Origin of the sequence: Archangium sp. Cb G35 (assembly GCF_001896145.1) — a bacterium.
In the GTDB taxonomy this organism is placed as follows: domain Bacteria; phylum Myxococcota; class Myxococcia; order Myxococcales; family Myxococcaceae; genus Archangium; species Archangium violaceum.
The window spans coordinates 532,446-551,770 of sequence record NZ_MPOI01000001.1; the positions used below are offsets into that span (position 1 = coordinate 532,446).

Sequence of the window (19,325 nt, forward strand, 5' to 3'; positions counted from 1 at the left end):
CGTCGGCCCCCTTACTGCTGCACCGGCAGCGGCTGGAACTGGCCGGCCACCACGCTTCCGTCCACGGCGAGCCCACCGCCATAGGGGGGCAGCTTCTTCATCGCCTCGCACAGCGGCGCCACGGTGGCGTCCACGTCGCCGGTGTCGAATTTCTGGCTCTGGCCCTGACCCACGGCGCGGAAGAAGGTGAGCATGGCGTCGGCCGCGCGGGCCGTGTCCACGTAGGCGGTGAGGAAGCGGGTGTCACCGCTCTTGCCCACCTGCTGGAAGCCCTTCACGTCCGAGAGGGCGGGGCGCTTGCCGAGCCCCGCCTCCACCGCGGCCGTCAGCGACTCCAGGTCCGTGGCCGCCAGCAGGTAGTCCTTCGCCAGCGCCAGGCACAACCCCCCGGTGGAGTTGCAGAAGCTGGAGATGCCCGGGGCGATGTCCTGCTTCTCGGGCTCGTCCAGCCAGTTCTTCGCCAGCTTGGGGAAGGCCTTGGCCGCGGCGGCGCTGTCCTTCAGGCCCAGGCCGACCAGGTGGTTGAAGCGCGTGTCCGACACGCCGAGCAGCCCATAGAAGGCCTCGTCGGTGAGGGCGTCCTCCAGCTCCTTCGGGAGGACGAGCGCCTTGCGCATCTCCTCGGCGCTGTTGCCGCCCGAGGTGCCGAGCCGCTCGAGGAAGGCCTCGGCATTGGCCGCGCCGAGGCTCGAGAAGAGCACCGCGTCCTTCGGCACGTAGGCCAGCGCGCGGAAGGCGGCCACGGTGTCGGGGGAGGCGTCGAGCTCGCCGCCGAGCTGCATCTGTCCCGAGTCCACGTCCAGCCCGAGCGCCAGCTGCGACAGGTTCAGCAGCAGCGCCGGCGGGCCGTCCGGCTCGAGCGTCATCAGCGCGGCGAGGCGGTGGCCCTGCAGCTTGTCCACCTCCTTCTTGTAGCTGGCGACGGACTCGACGGACTCGCCGCCCTTGCCGAGCGCGAGCGAGAGGGCCGCCCTGGCCAGCTTCTCGTCGGTGGAGGCGATGAGCACGTTCTGGAAGGCGGCCACATGGAGGATGCGGCTTCCGCGCCGCAGCTTGTGCAGGGGGTGGCCCTCGTGCTGCTCGGTGCTCACGCCGAAGCCCTTCAAGGTGGAGGCCATCAGGGCGAGCCGGACCACGAACTCCTGGGAGCCATCCACTTCCTTCACCAGCAGGAGGCCGGCGTCCTCGTCGTCGTTGTCCGCCACGCCGATGGCGGCCGGGCCGGAGAGGGCCTCGGCGAGGCGATCCGCGGCGAGCGGGTGCTCGGAGGCGGAGGCCAGGTCATGGCTGAGCGAGAGGGCCCGCTCCATCTGCGCGGAGAGGCTCACGTGCTCGATGGCGCGGCCTTCCACCAGCGCCTTGCCGGGCGCCGTCTGCATGAAGGCGTCCCAGGTGCCCCGGGCATCGGCGGCGGCCACCACCATGGAGCGGGGCGAGCTCAGCACGGCCTTGGGCACCAGCGCGGTGGGCCGGGAGACGGCGGCCCTGGGCAGGGACTTCAACAGCTCGGAGGGCACCGGGCCCTTCTTCGCTTCCTTCTCTCCTCCGCCGCAGGTGCAGCCAGAGAGCATGGCGAAGATGAGCGCAACTGCCGCGAGTGATCGGCTCCGCATTCGTTCAATCCCCCCCGTCGAGTGTGGGCTCGGGAACGCGCTGTTTCGTAGCACACACACGCCCCGGAAACCTAGGGGCGGGGGGGGCCGTCACCGCGGCGGGGGGGCCAGCAGCACCACCGAATAGCCCACCGCCACCCGCGGTCCTACGTTCTCATACGAGTGTTTCTGGTCCCCGCGGAAGACCACGACGTCGCCTACCTCCAGGAGGAAGCGCTCGCCGCTGGCCACCAGCGCCAGGTGGCCCGACTCGCACACGAGGTATTCGCGCGTCCCCGGCGTGTGAGGCACGCCCGTCAGCCGGGCCCCGGGTGGCAGCTCCATCCGGTCGAACTCCATCCCCGGCAGCGGATCCGGCAGCAGCTTGCGCACGAAGCCCGGCCCCCGCTGCCGCACGGACAGGCTCTCCCGAGGGTAGTGCCGGGCATTGGCCCGGGGTCTCGCCACCAGCTCCTCCAGGGACACCTGGAGGGCCGACGCTACGCGGTGCAGCACGGCCAGCGTGGGGTTGCTCGTCCCCGACTCCAGGTTCGCCCACGTGGCCCGGGGCACGCCCGCCAGCTTCGCGAGCTGGGCCTGCGTGGCCCCCCGTGCTTCCCGGAGCGTCTTGATGTTGCGTGCCAGCCAGCCCGCCAGCTCCTCGTCGCTCATGCGATGGCATTCTGCCAATGCATTGGCACGGCCACCAACGGATGAGCACCTGGGGCGTACTTCATTGTGCAAGGAGGAGACACGATGAAGCTCGAGGGAAAGGCCGTACTGGTGACGGGAGCGAGCCGGGGGCTCGGCGAGGCGTTGATGGAGACCTTCGCCCGGAAGGGGGCGAGGGTGGTGGGCGTCTCGCGCAACGCGGACGAGATGGAGGCGGTGGCCTCCCGGCTGCGCGCTCGGGGCTACGAGGCCCATGCGCTCGCCGCCGACGTGGGAGACAAGGAGGCCATCCACCCGTTGGTGGGGGCCGCCTCCGCCCTGGTGGGGACCATCGACGTACTCGTGCACAACGCGAGCACGCTGGGGCCCACGCCGCTGCCGCTGCTGCTGGACACCGCTTGTGAGGACCTGGGGCAGGTGCTGGAGGTGAACCTCGTGGGGCCCTTCCGCCTCACCAAGGCCATCGCTGGCGCCATGGTGCTGCGGGGCGGGGGCGTGGTGGTGCACGTCACCTCGGACGCGGCTGTCTCGGCCTACCCGCGCTGGGGTGCTTACGGCGTGTCCAAGGTGGCGCTGGAGCACCTGGGCCGCATCTGGGCCGCCGAGCTCGAGGGCACGGGCGTGCGCTTCCTCAACGTCGACCCCGGGGAGATGGACACCGTCATGCACCGGGACGCCATCCCCGAGGCGGACCCGTCCACCCTCGCGCGTCCCCGGGACGTGGCCGCGCGCCTGGTGACGCTCGTGGAGTCCGTGGAAGCGCATCCATCCGGGGCCCGGGTGGATGCCGCTCGCGTCGAAGTGGGACGCCCGGAGGCCGCATGAACGCCGCACGTTGGCCCCGGGAGCAACCGGACTCCGGACGCCTGCTCCACGTGGCGCCCCGCTCGGGGCGTCTCGACGATGTCCGCATGAGCGAGCTTCCCCGGATGCTGCGTCCGGGGGACCTGCTCGTCCTCAATGACGCCGCGACCCTGCCCGCGGCCCTGCATGGCCGCACGGAAGCGGGTGCGCCCATCGAGTTGAGGCTCGTGGCCCGCGAGGAGGAGGGGACCTGGACCGCCGTTCTCTTCGGCGCGGGGGACTGGCGCATGCGCACCGAGGATCGGCCCCTGCCTCCATCCGTCTCCCCGGGCGAGCGGCTCGTGCTCGGCGGGCTGGGGGCGCGCGTGGTGGCGGTGCTCCCTCCGTCCCCACGTCTGCTGCGGGTGAGCTTCGAGGCCCGGGGCGCCGCGCTGTGGTCCGCGCTCTACCGCGCTGGAAGGCCCGTGCAGTACGCGCACGTGGAGCGTCCGCTCGCGCTCTGGCACATCCAGACGGCCTATGCCGCGCGGCCGTGGGCGGTGGAGACACCCTCGGCGGGGCTGCCCCTCACCTGGGCGTTGCTGCTGGACCTGAAGCGCCGGGGCGTGCGGCTGGCCTCGCTCACGCATGCCGCGGGGCTGTCCTCCACGGGGGACGCCGTGCTGGATGCCGCGCTGCCTCGCCCCGAGCGCTTCGACGTTCCCGCCGCCACCGTGGAGGCCGTCCACGCCACACGGGCCGCTGGTGGACGCGTGGTGGCGGTGGGCACCACGGTGGTGCGAGCGCTGGAAGGACGCGCGGCGCAGACAGGAGGCCGATTGGAAGCAGGGGAGGGGGTGACGGATCTGCTGCTCGGCCCGGGCTTCGTGCCGCGCGTGGTGGACGGGCTGCTCTCTGGGATGCACGAGCCCGGCACCAGCCACTTCACGCTGCTCCAGGCATTCGCCCCGGTGGAACTGCTGCGCGCCGCCACGGTGTTCGCGGAGGCTCGCGGCTACCTGGGGCACGAGTTCGGTGACTCGTGCCTCCTCCTGGACCCGTGAGCGCATGGGAACATCACCCGCTCAGGCCGCTCGGGTGTGTCGGTAGACTGCGCCCCTACTTCGAGCCGTGCGCGCCATCTGCTGCGCTCGGCCCGGTGGGAGGTGCCACGTGTGCAACTGTCGTGAGGCTGCGTGTCTGGCAGCCGGCGCAGCCCGGTGGGGGGTGCTGCTGGGGGCCATTTTTCTCACCACCGGGTGCGCCACGCGGGTACCGCACCTCGGCGGGGATGGCCCCCGCGGCGCACGCGTCCTCTTGAGTTCTCCCCTGGTGCCGCCCCCCTTAACTCCCCATGAGGCAGGTGAGCCGGAGCGGTTGCATCGGCGCCGCAGCGCCCGGGGGCTGGACTCGGACACCCGCGTCGGCGCAGGCGAGGCGGCAGTGCATGGGGTGGGCACCTGTGGCGGCCAGGCCTTGCCCCTGGGCTGGCCCGACTTCTCTTCCAGTGGCGAAGCACTGCTGGCCCCCTTTCTCACGTGCGCCTCGCCCGCCGAATTCGTCGCACTGCAACAGCGTGAGGACATGCCCCGGCTGGTGGAGGCCCTGGACGAGTGGAGCGCGGTGCGTCTGGGAGCCCTGGGGCCGGTGCGCGAGGACGCCGCCGCCCTCCTGCAACACAAGCGCGCCGCCTTCCTGGTGAGCGCCACCGAGCGCTACGGCCCCTTCCACGCCGAGGTGTTCGCCCTCTTCGTGCTGCACTCCGCCCACGACGACGAAGTGGACGCGGTGCTGCGGCTGCTGGCCCGGGACAAGCAGTTGGGGCAGACGCTGGCCCTCATGCCCGCCGTGCGCCAGGAGTTGGAGACGCGGGGCCTGCCCCTTTCACGCTACCCGGAGCGGGGCGAGCAGTCCGGGGACGTGCTGCGGGGCCTGGGCCGTGCCGCCCGGGATGTGCTCTCCACGAGCTCCCTGGTGGACGGCGGGCGCTACCTGGAATTGACGCAGAGGTGGGCGCACCTGCCCCCGCCCTACCAGCACGCCGCCCGCGAGGTGGAGCGCGCTCTGGCGCTGCGGCACTTCTCTCCAGGCAGTGTGGCGCTGGGCACCTTCGACTCCATGACATTCGGAGTGCCGCTGGGCTTCTACTACCTGGTGGCGGGCACGGGGCAGGGGGCGTACTCGCTGTCCCAGGGGCACTACGAGCAGGCCACGCGCGAGCTGGCCCCGGCCGTGCTGCTGGGCACGCTGTATGCCGGGGGCAAGGGCCTGCGTGCCCTGTCCCAGGCTCGGACAACGCTGGGGCCCCAGGCGGTGGAATCGCGCCTGCGGGAACTCGCGCGGCAGGTGGAGGACAGGCTGGGGGTGAACGGCCTGCGGGAACTGGCCCGGGACATCCGCACGAGCCGGGAAGCAGGCGAATTCGTGGCGGTGGGAGGCGTGGACGCCGCGCTGGCGCTGCGCGACGCCCGGGGAGATGTGGCCCGGGCGCAGGCAATGATGTCCCGAGCACTGCCCGGGGCTGGTGGCGCTCAGGCGGGAAGCGGAGCGGGGCAGGGCTCTGGGCGGGTGGGCACCGGGGGGAGCGACGCCACACCTGCCAGCAACAAGGCCGGTACGGCGGAGCGCGCCAGGGGACTGGCCTCGCTGGTGGACGGCGGGACGGGGCTCACCCTGGAGGTGGTGGAGGCACGGCTGGCGCTGGTGGAGTTGGAGGCTCCGGGCCCGCGTCTGTCCCGGGATGTGGCGGCGCTGGAACGGCAACGTCCCTCGCCCGATGCTCCGCCGCCTGGAGTCGAAGGCAACCCACGTTGGGGTGAGTACGTCACCTATTACGAGAAGCGCCTGGGAGAGCTCCGACAGGGCAAGGCCGCCAAGGGGCCCCTGCGCTGGGTGGACTACGAGCAATTGTGGGCAAGGTTCGCCCGAGGGATGGCCTTCGAGCGTCTCATGGTGGAGTTGCTGGAGGCCGACGCGAAGCGGCCCCGGGCCGATCGCCACTTCCTCGGTGCCTTCATCCAGCCGCGTGTCTCGCGCTCCGTGGGAGTCTGGAAGCCGGAGAGCGGCCTGCGCTATGCGGATGTGCTCGTCATCGAGGAGGGGGGACCTGCCGGAGCGCCCCCTCGCGTCGAGACGTTCAGCTTCAAGAGCCGTGACCTCTCTGAATTGAAGTACGATGCCTTGAAGGCGCAGATGGTGGAGGATGCGCGCGAAGCGCTCCAGAAGTATGGAGGGGTGCTGGACATCCGTCGGCACTCTCTCCAATCTCGTTTGCACCAGGGCCGCGAGGTGTCCGTCCAGCGGGTCCGCCTCGTCTACGAGGGGAACGAGCTCAAGCCCAACAGGCCAGAGTTTTGGGTGGAAGCCATGCGAGAAGCAGAGCGCCAGGTTCCAGGAGTGGAGGTGCTGTTGCAATGAAGGTGCTGGAGTTTCACGGCGAGAAGGACGAGGACTTCCTCCGGCTTTCTTTCGAAGGCGCCTTTGAGCCATGGGCGGAAAGGCAGAGCGAGTTGGAGCCCTTCTTCCGCGCGCTCGAGGCGCATGCCGACGGGTGGATGCCGGACGTCGCTGAAGGCAGGTGGCGGCGCAAGTACGCCCGCGCCGCCATCTGGAAGGCGTTGGAGGAAAAACACAGTGGGGCTCGCACGAGCTTCGGTCTCTACCGGACGAAGTGGCCCGCGTTGGATATGTCATTCGGACTCTGGCTGCCCCCTGAGCCGCCCACGCTGGATGTTTGGCTCAAGGCCAAACCGCTCTCCTTCTTCGCGGACGCGGAGCGCTGCCGCCACTTCGTGGAGATGGTACGCGCCTGGGCCTGCCGCTACCCGGTCTCCCATGCCCTGGCCCACAGCGGCGATGACGTGGCGTTGACGGGCTTTCCTGACTTCGGCCGCAACAAGGAGACCTGGTACCGGGATGGCTTCGACAAGGTGTACGAGGTGGGCTGGCTCAACGTCTTCGGTTCCAGGCTGGTGGAAACGGTGGGTCGCGAGCGCATGCTGTCCACGCCGGCCTGGCGGCTGGAGGAGTTGCCCAATGGCTGCGTGCTGCTGGTGACGTGGCCCACCGCCGCGGACTTCGCCAGCGACGAGGCTCGCCTGGCGCAGGCCCGCGCCCACTCCCACTTGCGGCCAGACCTGGACTTCGAGACGGTGCTGCGCACCCTGCGCGAGCGCAGCGCCATGCTCGCCCCAGTGGAGCCCCGTTTCCACCCGGACGTGGCCCCACTCCTCTCTCTCGTGGTGGAGGACACCGCCAGTTACGAGCGCCAGCGCACCATCTCCGGGCTCAACGCCTGGTTGCCTCCCGAGCCCGAGGAGTGGCGCCCCGCCGACGCGGCCCTCCCCCCGGACGTGGATGACCCAGCGCGCGCCCTGGAGCACTACGGCACCCTCGCCGAGCACCTCGTGGCCCTGCTGCACACGAAGGTGTCCTCCGTCTTCGACGAGACGCCCGAGTCCCTCACGGACGTGGACTTCTACTTCTGGCGCGAGAACTTCCCGAGGAGCCGCCTGCGGGAGAACATCGAGGCATACGCGGTGCCCGCCATTGGCGCATACCTGGGTGAGGTGCTGGTGCGCAACCTGGGCGGGCGGTGGATACCGCGCCAGAAGCTGGAGGAAGCCCAGGTACTGGTGGGCAGCCGGGTGTGGTTTCCCTTCGTCAGAGCCCGTCGCTACATGGCCTCGCGACAGGCTCTGTTGGACTACTCCCTCACCCGGCTCTACCGCGTGGCCGCGCGCCACCGCTCGTGAAGGCAAACCGGCTCACGTCAGCATGGACGGCTCGAGCTCCACCTTCATCCACCCCGGCTTGCGAGCGTCGAAGGAGCGGTAGGCATCCAGGGCGCTCGTCAGCGGCTGCACGTGCGAGAGGATTTCGGTGGGGTCCACCGCGCCCGTGCGCACCAGCTCCATGAGGTGGGGGATGTACTTGCGGTGGTTGCAGTTGCCCATGTTCAGGGTCAGGTTCTTGTTCATCGCCAGGCCGAGCGGGAACGTGCGCATCTGCTGCGGGTACACGCCGATGATGGCCAGCGTGCCGGCCTTGGCCAGCGACTCCACCGCCCACATCACCGCCTGGGCCGGCGCGTCACCCGGCACCCAGTTCTCTCCCGCCGGGTTCGTGTGCGGCGCCACTTCCTTCACCTCGCGCTTGAACTCGGCCTTGTCCTTGCGCGCCTCCTTCGCCGCCGGCCCGTGGTGCGCGTGCATGGCGTCCACGCCCACCGCGTCGATGGCCCGGTCCACACCGATGCCACCCGTCAGCCGGAGGATGGCCTCCACCGGATTCTCCGCGTCGAAGTTGATGACCTCGGCGCCCAGGTTGCGCGCCGCTTCCAGCCGGTCCGCGTGGCAGTCGATGGCGAAGATGCGCCCCGCGTCCATCAGCTTCGCGCTCAGGATGGCGAACAGGCCCACCGAGCCGCAGCCGAACACCGCCACCGTGTCCCCGGGACTGATCTCCGCGATGTCCGCCCCGTAGTACCCCGTGGGGAAGATGTCCGACAGGAGGATGGCCTGCTCGTCCGTCACCTCGTCCGGAATCTTCACCAGCCCTACGTTGGCGAATGGCACCCGCGCCTTCTCCGCCTGCAACCCGTGGAAGGGCCCGCTCATCTCCGGCCCGCCGAAGAAGGCCGTCCCCGCGCGCTTGCCGTTGGGGTTGGCCACGTCGCATTGCGCGTAGTACCCCGAGCGGCAGTACGAGCACGTGCCGCAGGCGATGGTGGACGGAATCACCACCCGGTCTCCCACGCGCAGGTTGCGCACGTCCGGACCGAGCGCCTCGATGATGCCCACGCCCTCGTGCCCGAGGATGGTGCCCGGCCTCATGCCCGGCATGGTGCCACGTACGAAGTGCAGGTCCGTGCCGCAGATGGCGCTCGCCGTCAGCTTGACGATGGCGTCCGTGTCCTGCTGGAGGACGGGCTCCGCGACGTCGTCGAGCCGGATGTCTCCAATGCCATGAAAGACGACTGCCTTCATTGCCGCTCCTTCCCCCCGCGGGGCTCCAGGCGCTGAGCGCGCTGGCGTCGGAATCTCCCCGCTAGGGGTGAGCACGCGCCCCGTCCGATGCCAGACAGAGGCGCTTCCCCTCCTGGAGGGCGGGCGGCGGGGCTAGCGTCCGACGTGCAGGGCGAGCCGCTTGCCGAAGACGCGGCGGAAGAGGGCCGTCTCGCGCTCCACCGTCCACAGCTCCAGGTCCACCGGCTGGCGCGACTTGAAGTGCAGGGACACGGCGTCGCGGCCGTTGACGGCCCGCAGCTCCTTCACCGGTTGGTGGTGGCTGCTGTCCAGGGCGTTGGCCACCCGCAGCAGCGTGGCCAGCTTGCGCACCAGCCGGGCCTCGGTGGTGCTCAGCCCCTGCATCCCCGAGTGGTTCAGCTCCGGCGGGCTGCGCTGGTGGTAGCGTGCCACCCGGGCCACCAGCTCGCGCTCCTGGTCCGCGAGGCCGGGGATGTCGCCGTTGTGGATGAGGTAATAGGTGTGTTTGTGGTGGCGCTCGTAGCTGACGGCGTTGCCCACGTCGTGCAGCAACGCGGCCGTCTCCAGGTACGGCCGGCACGAAAGCGGCAACTGGTGCAGCGCGGCCAGGTCGTCGAAGAGGGTGAGGGCGAGCGACGCCACCTGCCGCGCGTGCTTCTCGTCGAAAAGGAGGCGCCGTCCCATGGCCACCGCCGCGTCCGCCAGCGAGTGGTCCTCACGCGTCTCGTCCTGCCGGTACAGCAGGTCCACCAGCAGCCCATCGCGCAGGCCCCGGTTGACGCCGGTGACGGTCTCCACGCCCAGGTGCTTCGCCACCCGCTCGAGCACGGTGGCGCCCGCCACGATGATGTCCGCGCGCCGCGGATCGAAGCGCTTGCGCCGCCGCTCGGGCGTCATCTCCGCCAGGGTTTCCACGGCGCTCGTGAGCTGGCGCACGGAGACGTGCCCGGTGCCCTCGCTCGCCGCGAAGCCCACCACCGCGTTGATGGTGCCCGAGGAGCCCAGGGCCACCCGGGGCAGGTTGGGCAGACGCTCGGGAATGCCCTTGCGCAGCTGCTCCTCCACGTAGCTGCGCATCAGCCGCAACTGCTTGGGCGTCACCTTCCCGGCCGCGTCGAACATGTCCGTCAGCCGCACCGAGCCCAGCGCCAGGCTCCACAGCTCATCCGGCTTCTCCCCCGTGGCGAGCACCACCTCGGTGGAGCCTCCGCCGATGTCCACCAGCAGCGAGCGCGTGTGCGGCGGCTTGCGGTGCAGGACTCCGAGGCAGATGAGGCGCGCCTCCTCCTTGCCGCTCACCACCTCCAGGTTCAGCCCCGCCTCGTCGCGCACCCGCCGGACGATCTCCTCGCGGTTCTTCGCGTCCCGCATGGCGCTGGTGGCCACCGCCCGCACCCGGGCCTTGTGCCGCCGGCACAGCGCGGCGTAGCGCCGCAACGTGGACAGCAGCCGGTCCGCCGTCTCCTCGGGCATCTCCCCGCTGGTGAAGACGCCTTCTCCCGGGCGGATGGGATCTCTCTCCTGGTGGAGCGTCTCCAGCGAGCCTTCCGCGTCCGGCCGGGCCAACTCCAGGCGGACGGCGTTGGTGCCCACGTCGATGGCGGCGAGCACGGGCTGTTGGGGAGAGGTGGGCATGGGGTTGGCGCTCGGGGTGGTTGCTGCTCGAAGGATAGGGCTCCACTGTCGGGCGGCCCACCTTTTACCGGGGCTTCTTGACAGGTCCGTGACGTGACGTCACGGGGCCGTGACGTGACGTCACCCGTTCCCTGCCAGAGTCTAGTCCCGTGAGTCCCGTGGAATTCAATGATCCGCAGCTCTTCATCAACCGCGAACTGTCCTGGCTCGCCTTCAACGAGCGGGTCCTGGACGACGCGCGCTTCCGGGAGCTGCCGCTCTACGAGCGGTTGAAGTTCTTCGCCATCGCCGCCTCCAACCTGGACGAGTTCTTCATGGTCCGCGTGGCGGGCCTGAAGCAGCAGCTGGCCAGCGGCGTGGCGGAGCCGGCGGCGGATGGTCTGCTTCCCGCCGAGCAGTTGAGCGCCATCAGCGAGCGGGTGCACGCCCTGGTGGATTCCGCCTCCCGGCTCTGGGCCGAGGAGCTCCTTCCGGGGCTGCTGGCGGTGGGGGTCTCCCTTCTCACACGGGACAAGCTGACGGCCGAGCAGAAGCTGGCCGCGCGCACCTACTTCACCACCTCCGTCTTCCCGGCCCTCACTCCGCTCGCGGTGGACCCGGGCCACCCCTTCCCCCACCTGCGCAACAAGTCCCTCAACGTGGCGGTGCTGCTGCGGCGCGAGGGCCCCAAGCGCCGGCGCAACATGCAAGGCACCTCGCTGGCCGTGGTGCAGGTGCCGAGCGTGCTGCGCCGGCTCGTGCCCATGCCTGGCGAGAAGGGTCTGGCCTTCCTGCTGCTGGGCGAGGTCATCGCCCTGTGCGCCGCCGAGCTCTTCCCTGGCTACGTCGTCGAACACGCCGCCGCCTTCCGCGTGACGCGCAACTGGGACCTCAACGTGGACGAGGAGGAGAGCGAGGATCTGCTCTCCACCATTCAGGAGGAGCTGCGCCGCAGGGACCGGGGCGCCGCGGTGCGCCTGGAGCTGGATGTCTCGGCCAGCCCGCAGATGGAGTCCCTGCTGATGGCGGCCCTGAAGCTGGGGCCCATGGACGTGTACCGGCAGCAGTTTCCATTGCAGCCCTCGGACCTGATGGCGCTCACGGAGCTGGATGCGCGGCCGGAGCTGCGCGTGGAGTCCTTCACGCCCACGGTGCCCCCGGTGCTGCGCGACGTGGAGTCCATCCTGGACGTCATCGCCGGGCGCGACATCCTCCTGCACCACCCCTACGAGTCCTTCGATCCGGTGGTGCGCTTCCTGGAGGAGGCGGCCGAGGACCCGGACGTGCTGGCCATCAAGCAGACGCTGTACCGCACCAGCGGGGACAGCCCCATCGCCCGGGCGCTGTCGCGCGCGGTGGAGAATGGCAAGCAGGTGGCGGTGCTGGTGGAGATCAAGGCCCGGCTGGACGAGGCCAACAACATCGCCTGGGCGCGGAAGATGGAGGAGAGCGGGGTGCACGTCGTCTACGGGCTGATCGGCCTGAAGACGCACGCCAAGGTGGCGCTGGTGGTGCGCCGCGAGGGCAATGGCATCCGCCGCTACGTGCACCTGGGCACGGGCAACTACAACCCCCACACCGCGCGCCTGTACACGGACCTGTCCCTCTTCACCTCGCGGGAGGAGATCGCAGACGACGTGAGCGCGCTCTTCAACATGCTCACCGGCTACGCGGTGGCCCCGCAGTGGAAGCGGCTGGCCGTGGCGCCCATGGGCCTGCAGGAGAAGGTGCTCGCGCTCATCCAGCGCGAGGCGGAGAAGGCCCGGCGGGGCGAGCCCGCTCGCATCGTGGCGAAGATGAACTCGCTGGTGGACTCCACCGTCATCCGCGCCCTCTACGCGGCGAGTCAGGCGGGGGTGGAGATCGAGCTGTTGGTGCGGGGCATCTGCTGCTTGAGGCCCGGGGTGCCCGGAGTGAGCGAGCGCATCCGCGTGACGAGCGTGGTGGACCGCTTCCTGGAGCACAGCCGGGTGTTCGCCTTCGGGGCGGGGAGCAACCCGGAGGTGTGGATGAGCAGTGCGGACTGGATGCCGCGCAACTTCCTGCGCCGCATCGAGACGATGTTCCCCGTGGAGGATCCGGCCATCCGCCAGCGGCTGCTGGACGAGGTGCTGGGGGTGGCGCTCCGGGACAACGTGAAGGCGCGGAGGCTGCAGGTGGACGGTACCTACGTCCCGGTGGGCCGGGACGGGACGGCGGTGCGCAGCCAGGGGGTGCTGATGGAACTGGCCCGGCGCAACAACCAGCCGGACACCAAGCCCCTCCATGCGCTGCGGCACGCGACGGCCCCGGACGCGCCCGTGCCCTCGCGCCAGGTTCCCCAGACGGGGAGCTGAGCCGGCCCCATCGGGAAGGTGGGGGGCATCTCATTCTGGGATGGTCACTTTGTTACCCATGGCGTATGTCATGGCCAATGGAACTTTTCCAGGCGGGGGCACATTGGTCGGGACGGAGGGAGTCCGCCGTGGCGTGTGCCCGGCGCGTGGAGGTGCTCTTCCGGCAGTTGGGACGGTGTGATCCAGCCTATGCGCGGTGGTTCGAGTACGCGTACTCGCGCAGGCACTCGCTCCAACTGCCGTTCGAGCCCACCTCCGAGACGTTCCTGCGTTTCTTCGAGCGCAGGAAGTACCGGCTGGCGAAGCAGGTGTTCACCTTCGAGGCGTGGACGGGACAGGAGCAGCAGGGACGGGGCGGCATGCTGAGCTTCACCTGTGGCTCGAACGAGCCGTTCTACCCCAACGGGTGCATGCTGCATCTGCCCCGGGAGGAGCCGGCCGCCAGCCGGGTGCTCACCGTCTCCGTGCTGAAGGAGGTGGTGCGCGCCATGGTGCAGGCGTGGGACCCGGACGGATGCGCGGTGATTGCGGAGGGAGACCGGGGCGCGAAGAAGACGATGGAGGACGGAGGCACCTGCCTCGGGTGGCTCACGTATGTCTCGGGCCGGCGGGGCAAGGTGCCGTCCCTGCCGAGGCCCGCGCGTGCCGAGCCGATGGAGGACCAGGGCACGCTCATCGTCCTCACGCCGGAGCGCTTCTCCCTGGAGAACCCGGTCCATGTCTCGCTGGCCGGGCGAGTCCGCGAACGGCTGGAGAAGGCCGGCCTGCTGTCCCCGCTCCCGGGCTGAGACGGGTTGGGGAGGGGGGCTCGGGGGAAGGTCACACCTGTCCATGCTCCGCGAAGGTTCAGGAGCGGTCAGCCCGGACGGATATGACGGGGAAAACGGTCTGCCACCGGAGGCTCCTCATGCGCCCGCCTTCACCCCCCTCGTCCCCCGCCGGGCAGAGGCTCTCTCACTGCGTGGCGCTGACACTGGCGCTGCTGATGTTGGGTGGGTGCGCCACGGGCGCGCCTCCGCCGGGGCCAGGGGCTGAGCGCCGCCTGGGGTCATCTCCTGGCCAAATGCGCCTGCACTACACTCCGCGCGAGGCCACGGGGCTTGCAGTAGCCGGAGGGCCGGGCGAGGAGCCTTCACCCGCCCGCGACTCCCAGCCGCCCTCTCCTGAACCCGGGGCACCGGAGCGGCTGCACCGCCGCCGCGCCCGGGAGGCGGTGACGGCGGGGGGCCCAGGCGGCTCTGACGCGGCTGTGCGGCAGAGCGCCCTCGCGACCCACCTGGCCTCTCTCAGCGCCCTGCGCGAGGTGTCCGCCTCCTCGCGCCGCCTCTCCGGCGAGCTCTCCAGACTCGAGGCCAGCTCCCTGGGCCTCGCCGGCGTGGGCAATGGCATCTTCGTCCGCTACGTCGACTACGGTGGACGTCAACTGCGGTGGATTGACGCCGAGCTCGCCGCCGCCACGGAGCTTGCCTCCGAGGCGTCGCAGGTGGAGGAGCCGGACATGCAGCTCGCCCTGCTGCGCCTGGCCGGCCCACGGCTGGAGGCCGCCATGATGGGCTCCATGCTGCTGGCCGTGTGGATTGACTTCCTCACCCTCACCGACGCAGCACTCTCCCGGCGCCTCAATAGCGTGGAGGCGCTCTTCATGAGGATGGACGGCTGGCGGAAGATGCTGGAGCCCGCCATGACGGCGCTCTCGTCCCAGGAGCCAGAGCAGGTGGAGGCAGCGGCGCGGGACATGCCCGCCCTGGTGGGCCACCTCACGCGCGATCTCGCCGCGCTCCTCGAGGACATGAACAAGGGGGCGAAAGTCCTCGAGGCGGCGCTGGTGTTGAAGGAGTCCATGGAGGCGCTCACCCTCCTGTCGGCGCTGAAGTTCACACTGCCCGCGCTGCGCGCGGCGGCTCCCGTCACGCTCGGCGTGGGCCTCATGGTGGGCCCCAACGGGGTGATGATGGGGACGCGGATGGTCGTGTCCTCCGAGTGGGTGGAGATGATGCGCCAGTTGGTGCGCGCGGGCGTCCTCTCCCTGCCCGCCGTCAGCGCCGCGGTGCGGATTCAGGCCGGCCACGTGATGATGGCGCGGGGGCACGGCGAGCTGCCTCGGGGCGTGCGTGAGGCGTTGGGCGACAGCCCCGAGGTGCGGGGCATGCGCGTGACGGGCAAAACGGGGGCCGGCATGGCCGAGCCTCCGCGGCACCACGTCATGCCCAAGGAGTTCCGCGAGTGGTTCGAGAAGCGCGGCTTCACCGGCGAGATGGATATCGACGAGTTCTGCGTCAAGCTGGAGCAGGCGCACCACGAGGCCATTCACGGTGGTGGCGACTGGAAGCTGGGGCGCACATGGCCCGGTGAATGGAACCGGATGATCATGAAGACGCTGCGCGATGCCGAGACCAGGGTAGGCCGGATGTTGACGCGAAATGAGATCCTGAACATCGTCGCGAAGGCTATGGAGGACTACTTCATCCCGATGAATTTCATCCCGTGGAGAGGGCCATGAGCGACGGACATCCTTTTCAGGGCAACTGGGTGGCACGCCTGTATGAGCGGGTCCGCGAGCGGGGTTACGACTCGCTCACCGCCTTCGCTGATGCGCGCCCTACCATGCCACTGCATTTGCTGGCCAAGGAACTGGGCAAGGACGACGTCGCCGGAGTGCAGGTGCTGCGCGGGCTGCTCGCTGAGGCAGAGCGGCGCAAGCAGGTCACACGCTTTGTGCGAGATGTATTTACGCGCCTGTGGAGCCAGAGCGTCCCCGAGGGTTGGCCGGTAGTACTGGACGATGCCAACCGTTTCAAGGTTGCCGAGGCACTCGGCCGCTGGTCCGCGTACACCCCTGAAACTCATGAGGAGCGCGTAACGAAGGCCGGCGATGCGCTCCTCGCTACGCCACCGCCGCCCGGCTGGCGGCCTCTCGGGCCTGACGACGAACTGCTGCTCACGCTCCTGCCCGACGAAGAAGTTTGAGCGTCACCCTGGACAGGACCATGAGCGACGGATGTGCCTGGCAGGGCAATGTGAAGGCGCGCCGCTGCTCGCGCCGGTTGTTTCCATGCGGCCCACCACCTGCGACGCGGCCCACGCGCGTTGCCAGATCAGGGGAAGGTCACGCCACGCACGGTGAGCGTGCGCGCTCCGCCCGCATCGACCAGATGCAGGAGGAAGGTGCCCTGGAACTGCTCCACCGGGGCCTCCGCCTCCACCACGAGCCGCGCCTGGTCTTCCGGTCCGAGAGGCTTGGGTTGCCACACCCGCGTCACCCGCAGTCGGACACCGTCCGTGCTCACCAGTTCCGCGCCCTCCGTCGTCCAGGGCAGGGCGCTCGTGTTCTTCACGTTCAGTTCCACCGCCACCTGGTTCTGTTTCTCGGCGCGGTAGCTCCAAGCTTCACCCACAAGAAGTGGCGCTCCGGGACGCTGGGTGATGAAGGGCTGGATGTATTGCGCCACGACGGCCTTGCCCTTCTCCACCAGCCCGGTGCTCAGCAGATCCGCGAGGCTTCCGGGACGTGGCCCCTCCGGACGGGCACGCTCCCGAGCCAACGTGGCCTCGCACCGCTCGGCCCGCTCGCGCTGCTGCCGGGACTCCAGGTGCAACGACTCTCCCGAGCGGGGCTGACGGAACACCCTCACCTGGTGCTCGGCCCGGAGGGGGTCCACCACCAGCCGGAAGGTGACGCCGACGGGCACCTGTCCGTCCGCGAAGCGCACCGTCACCGTGAGCGGCCCGTCCGGTGGCGGCGTCTCCGCGGGCAGCAGCATCACCATGCCTTCGGCCTCGTTCACCGCCACCTTCACCCACTGCCCGCCCGCCACCTGCACGCCACCGGGTCGCAGGGGTGTGTCGAACACGAGCGTCGTGGACTGGTGGGGATGGATGCGCACCAGGTGCTGCTCCCCGGCGTTCTCCGCCGTCAGCTCCAGGTGGCGTGCACCCGACGTGTCCCACTCTTCCAGAAGGGGCCGGGCAGGTGCGGGGGTGGACACGAGGAGCGCGAGCAGCAGGGGGGTGGTGAGCAGCGTACACATGGGGGGTGACCTCCAGGGTGGCCTACCCTAGCAGGGCCTCGGAAGTGGGCTCCTCTTGTTCCTCTCGTTACCGGGATCGCCACTTCTTGTCGTACCGCCATGCCTCGCCGAAGCGCTCCACCATTTCGAGATACCCAAAGCTGTTGACGACGGCGGTGTCCTGGCCACTGCCCTTCAGCTTTTCCCAGCCCCAGTTGGGCCCGGACCTCAGCTCCAGGCACACCGGATAGGACTTGCCCTCAGGGGTGTACGCCTGGGTGAAGCGGGCTTGCACCCGCTCGCCGAAGAGCAACTGGCCGGTGAACAGGGTGTTGCGCGGCAGCTTGCCCCAGTGGTCCTGGCCATTGAGACGCACCGTCACCAGTCCCGGCCTCACGGTGCTCTCCCCCCCTTGCCACGGGTGAATCTCGATCCCCTCGGACTCGCGAGAAAGCGCCAGCTCCTTCATGGCCTGGGCGGCACCGGGGGGGCACTCGGCGGGAGGCGGCAGCGGGGGCGGGGGCAGCACGTGGGCCGTGGTGGCGGGGCTGGGACACCCGCTGGCCAGGGCGCAGCCGAGCATGGCCGCGCCCACCTTCGTGGCCGTGGAGCCCGTCTGCTTGGGGGGAGTGGAGGCTTTGGCTTTCGTTGAAGTCTTCACGCGCGTCTCTTGAGGGAGCGTCGCACGGGCGACGGGCGCGGGGGTTGCCGCCCCATGGGGCGCCGCGCCGCCGTCACCTTCTGGCTGCTTCCACGGGGGCGCCATTTCCTTGCCTTCCCACTTCTGGGCGATAGGAAAGAACTCCGGTGGTAGTCTGGCGCGAGGTGTCCCCACCGGTGGGGTGGAGTGCATGGAGGCATGGAGCGAGGGGCGCATGGCGAGCCACAGCCCCAGGCCCAATACGAGCGCTGCGCTGGCGGCCAGCAGCACCCGGCGCCTACGTGCGGCGGGCCGCGGGGTCTGCCGGGCCGGTGGCGCTGGTGGTGCCTCCGCGCGGACCTCGTCCACCGCTCGTGGCGCTTCGGGCCCGGCGAGCGGAACGGACTGCTGCTCGGCTACCTGGGTCACGGCCACTTCCGGTGTCACCTCGGGCTGCACCTCCGGCGCGCAGGGGGGCACGAATGGCTCCGAGGACACCTCGCGCGTGGTGCGGGCCTCTGGCGGCGCGTGCGAGCGCAGGGTGGACACCGCGTCGGGCGCACGGGGCCTGCCGCGCACCGGCAACCGGGCGTAGGCGGCCCGCCGCTCATAGATCGCCATCACGTCCGCTCCCCGCCCCATGCCGCGCTCGAGCAGGGTGGTGGCGTGGTGTGGCCCCCACGCCTCGCACAGAGGCACCCGCCACGCCTCGTCCACCTGCTTCAGCGCTTGCGAAATGGCCGCGTCCACCGCGAGCGCATCCGCGTATCCCTCCTCCGGATGTTTGCGCAACATGCGCCAGCACACCTCGCCCAGCGCCTGCGGCACCCGGGGATTGTGCTCGTGCGGCACCGGCGGCTCCTCGTGCAGGACGGCATGCACCAGCTCACCCTCGCGGCCCTGGAAGGGCAGCCTGCCCGTGAGCGTGAAGTAGAGCTCCACGCCGAGCGCCCACACGTCGTCGCCCGGGCAGGCACGCGAGTCCTCCAGGCCACGCCACGCGCGCCACACCCGGGGGCTGAGGTAGGGCCAGGTGCCCGGGGGGAAGGCCCCCGTCACCGGAGGGGCGCTCTCGTAGGTGGCCACGCCGAAGTCCACCAGCACCATGCGGCCCTCGCCGTACACCAGCAGGTTGGCGCCCTTGACGTCGCGGTGCACCACGCCGGCCGCGTGCACCACCGATAACTGGCGCGCGCCCTGGCCGAAGAGCTGCGCCACCTCGAGGGCACAGGGATTGTTGAGGCGCGTCCACACGTCCAGCGGCAGCCCGCGCACCAGGGGCATGACGAGGAAGAGGTAGAGGGGCGCGTGCGCGGGCCACACGCCCTCGTCCACCAGGGGCAGGCCTCCGGCGTGGCTGAGCCTCCGCATGACATCGCGCTCGCGCCAGGCCCAGCGCGCAGAGCGAGGCAGGAAGAGGAACTTCACCGCGTACTGGCGGCCCTGGCGCGAGGCTCGGAACACGGTGCCCTGGCCGCCGGTGCCCAGCCTCGCTTCCAGCGTGTAGCCGGCCACCTCCAGGCCCGGCTGTGGCCGCCACGACGCGGACTCGTCCTGAAGGGGCTTCACCGCCCCTGGCCGCCGCTGCTCATGCCCACCGCTCCGCGTGCTGGCCTCGCTCATGCGCACCACCTCCGAGGTGGGCCAGCCTACAGGACGGCGGAAGGCGTGTGGGTATACACGGAGAGCACTGG

The 19,325-nt window shown here is 70.3% G+C and carries 14 protein-coding genes; 8 read left to right on the top strand and 6 right to left on the bottom strand.

Features of this window, described 5'->3' with window-relative positions:
* Positions 1-11: 11 nt before the first annotated feature.
* Together BO221_RS02180 and BO221_RS02185 are read right to left on the bottom strand one after the other, a co-directional pair.
* Complete coding sequence (locus BO221_RS02180) at positions 12-1,613, bottom strand: hypothetical protein (RefSeq protein WP_143195224.1); 1,602 nt, start codon at positions 1,611-1,613, stop codon at positions 12-14.
* A gap of 90 nt (positions 1,614-1,703) precedes the next feature.
* Complete coding sequence (locus tag BO221_RS02185) at positions 1,704-2,264, bottom strand: helix-turn-helix domain-containing protein (protein WP_073558650.1); 561 nt, start codon at positions 2,262-2,264, stop codon at positions 1,704-1,706.
* An 84-nt stretch (positions 2,265-2,348) separates the two neighbouring features.
* Between BO221_RS02185 and BO221_RS02190 the strand changes: the two genes are divergently transcribed.
* The 4 genes from BO221_RS02190 (at position 2,349) to BO221_RS02205 (ending at position 7,801) form a co-directional block, all read left to right on the top strand.
* Complete coding sequence (locus tag BO221_RS02190) at positions 2,349-3,089, top strand: SDR family oxidoreductase (RefSeq protein ID WP_073558651.1); 741 nt, start codon at positions 2,349-2,351, stop codon at positions 3,087-3,089.
* The gene (locus BO221_RS02195) at positions 3,086-4,111 is read left to right on the top strand and encodes an S-adenosylmethionine:tRNA ribosyltransferase-isomerase (RefSeq protein WP_083680659.1); all 1,026 of its coding nucleotides are present in this window, start codon (positions 3,086-3,088) and stop codon (positions 4,109-4,111) included. Before BO221_RS02190 ends, BO221_RS02195 begins: the two co-directional genes overlap by 4 nt.
* Before the next feature lie 313 nt (positions 4,112-4,424).
* A complete protein-coding gene (locus BO221_RS02200; protein ID WP_198956047.1) occupies positions 4,425-6,464 on the top strand; it encodes a hypothetical protein in 2,040 nt (679 codons plus the stop codon).
* Positions 6,461-7,801 (top strand): hypothetical protein, encoded by a 1,341-nt coding sequence (locus BO221_RS02205; RefSeq protein ID WP_073558653.1) that lies wholly within the window; start codon positions 6,461-6,463, stop codon positions 7,799-7,801. Before BO221_RS02200 ends, BO221_RS02205 begins: the two co-directional genes overlap by 4 nt.
* A gap of 12 nt (positions 7,802-7,813) precedes the next feature.
* On the opposite strand, the gene BO221_RS02210 is transcribed toward BO221_RS02205, so the two are convergent.
* Both BO221_RS02210 and BO221_RS02215 read right to left on the bottom strand, forming a co-directional pair.
* A complete protein-coding gene (locus tag BO221_RS02210; protein WP_073558654.1) occupies positions 7,814-9,034 on the bottom strand; it encodes a zinc-dependent alcohol dehydrogenase in 1,221 nt (406 codons plus the stop codon).
* A gap of 132 nt (positions 9,035-9,166) precedes the next feature.
* Positions 9,167-10,669 (bottom strand): Ppx/GppA phosphatase family protein, encoded by a 1,503-nt coding sequence (locus BO221_RS02215; RefSeq protein ID WP_073558655.1) that lies wholly within the window; start codon positions 10,667-10,669, stop codon positions 9,167-9,169.
* 149 nt (positions 10,670-10,818) lie between these two features.
* On the opposite strand from BO221_RS02215, the gene ppk1 reads away from it, so the two are divergent.
* The 4 genes from ppk1 to BO221_RS02235 all read left to right on the top strand — a co-directional run bounded on the left by ppk1 (position 10,819) and on the right by BO221_RS02235 (position 15,951).
* Positions 10,819-12,984, top strand: a complete 2,166-nt coding sequence (gene ppk1 / locus BO221_RS02220) for a polyphosphate kinase 1 (protein WP_073558656.1) — start codon at positions 10,819-10,821, stop codon at positions 12,982-12,984.
* A 77-nt stretch (positions 12,985-13,061) separates the two neighbouring features.
* Positions 13,062-13,772: an Imm52 family immunity protein gene (locus BO221_RS02225; protein WP_073558657.1), complete on the top strand. Its 711-nt coding sequence runs from the start codon at positions 13,062-13,064 to the stop codon at positions 13,770-13,772.
* A gap of 275 nt (positions 13,773-14,047) precedes the next feature.
* Entirely contained in the window at positions 14,048-15,484 is a 1,437-nt protein-coding gene (locus BO221_RS02230) for a DUF2380 domain-containing protein (RefSeq protein ID WP_233165582.1), read from the top strand.
* A complete protein-coding gene (locus BO221_RS02235; RefSeq protein WP_073558659.1) occupies positions 15,481-15,951 on the top strand; it encodes an NUDIX hydrolase in 471 nt (156 codons plus the stop codon). The genes BO221_RS02230 and BO221_RS02235 overlap by 4 nt, the downstream gene beginning before the upstream one ends.
* 128 nt (positions 15,952-16,079) lie before the next feature.
* On the opposite strand, the gene BO221_RS02240 is transcribed toward BO221_RS02235, so the two are convergent.
* Together BO221_RS02240 and BO221_RS02245 are read right to left on the bottom strand one after the other, a co-directional pair.
* Positions 16,080-17,012: a DUF2381 family protein gene (locus BO221_RS02240; RefSeq protein WP_073558660.1), complete on the bottom strand. Its 933-nt coding sequence runs from the start codon at positions 17,010-17,012 to the stop codon at positions 16,080-16,082.
* 67 nt (positions 17,013-17,079) lie between these two features.
* The gene (locus BO221_RS02245) at positions 17,080-19,254 is read right to left on the bottom strand and encodes a serine/threonine-protein kinase (RefSeq protein ID WP_073558661.1); all 2,175 of its coding nucleotides are present in this window, start codon (positions 19,252-19,254) and stop codon (positions 17,080-17,082) included.
* Positions 19,255-19,325 lie beyond the last annotated feature (71 nt).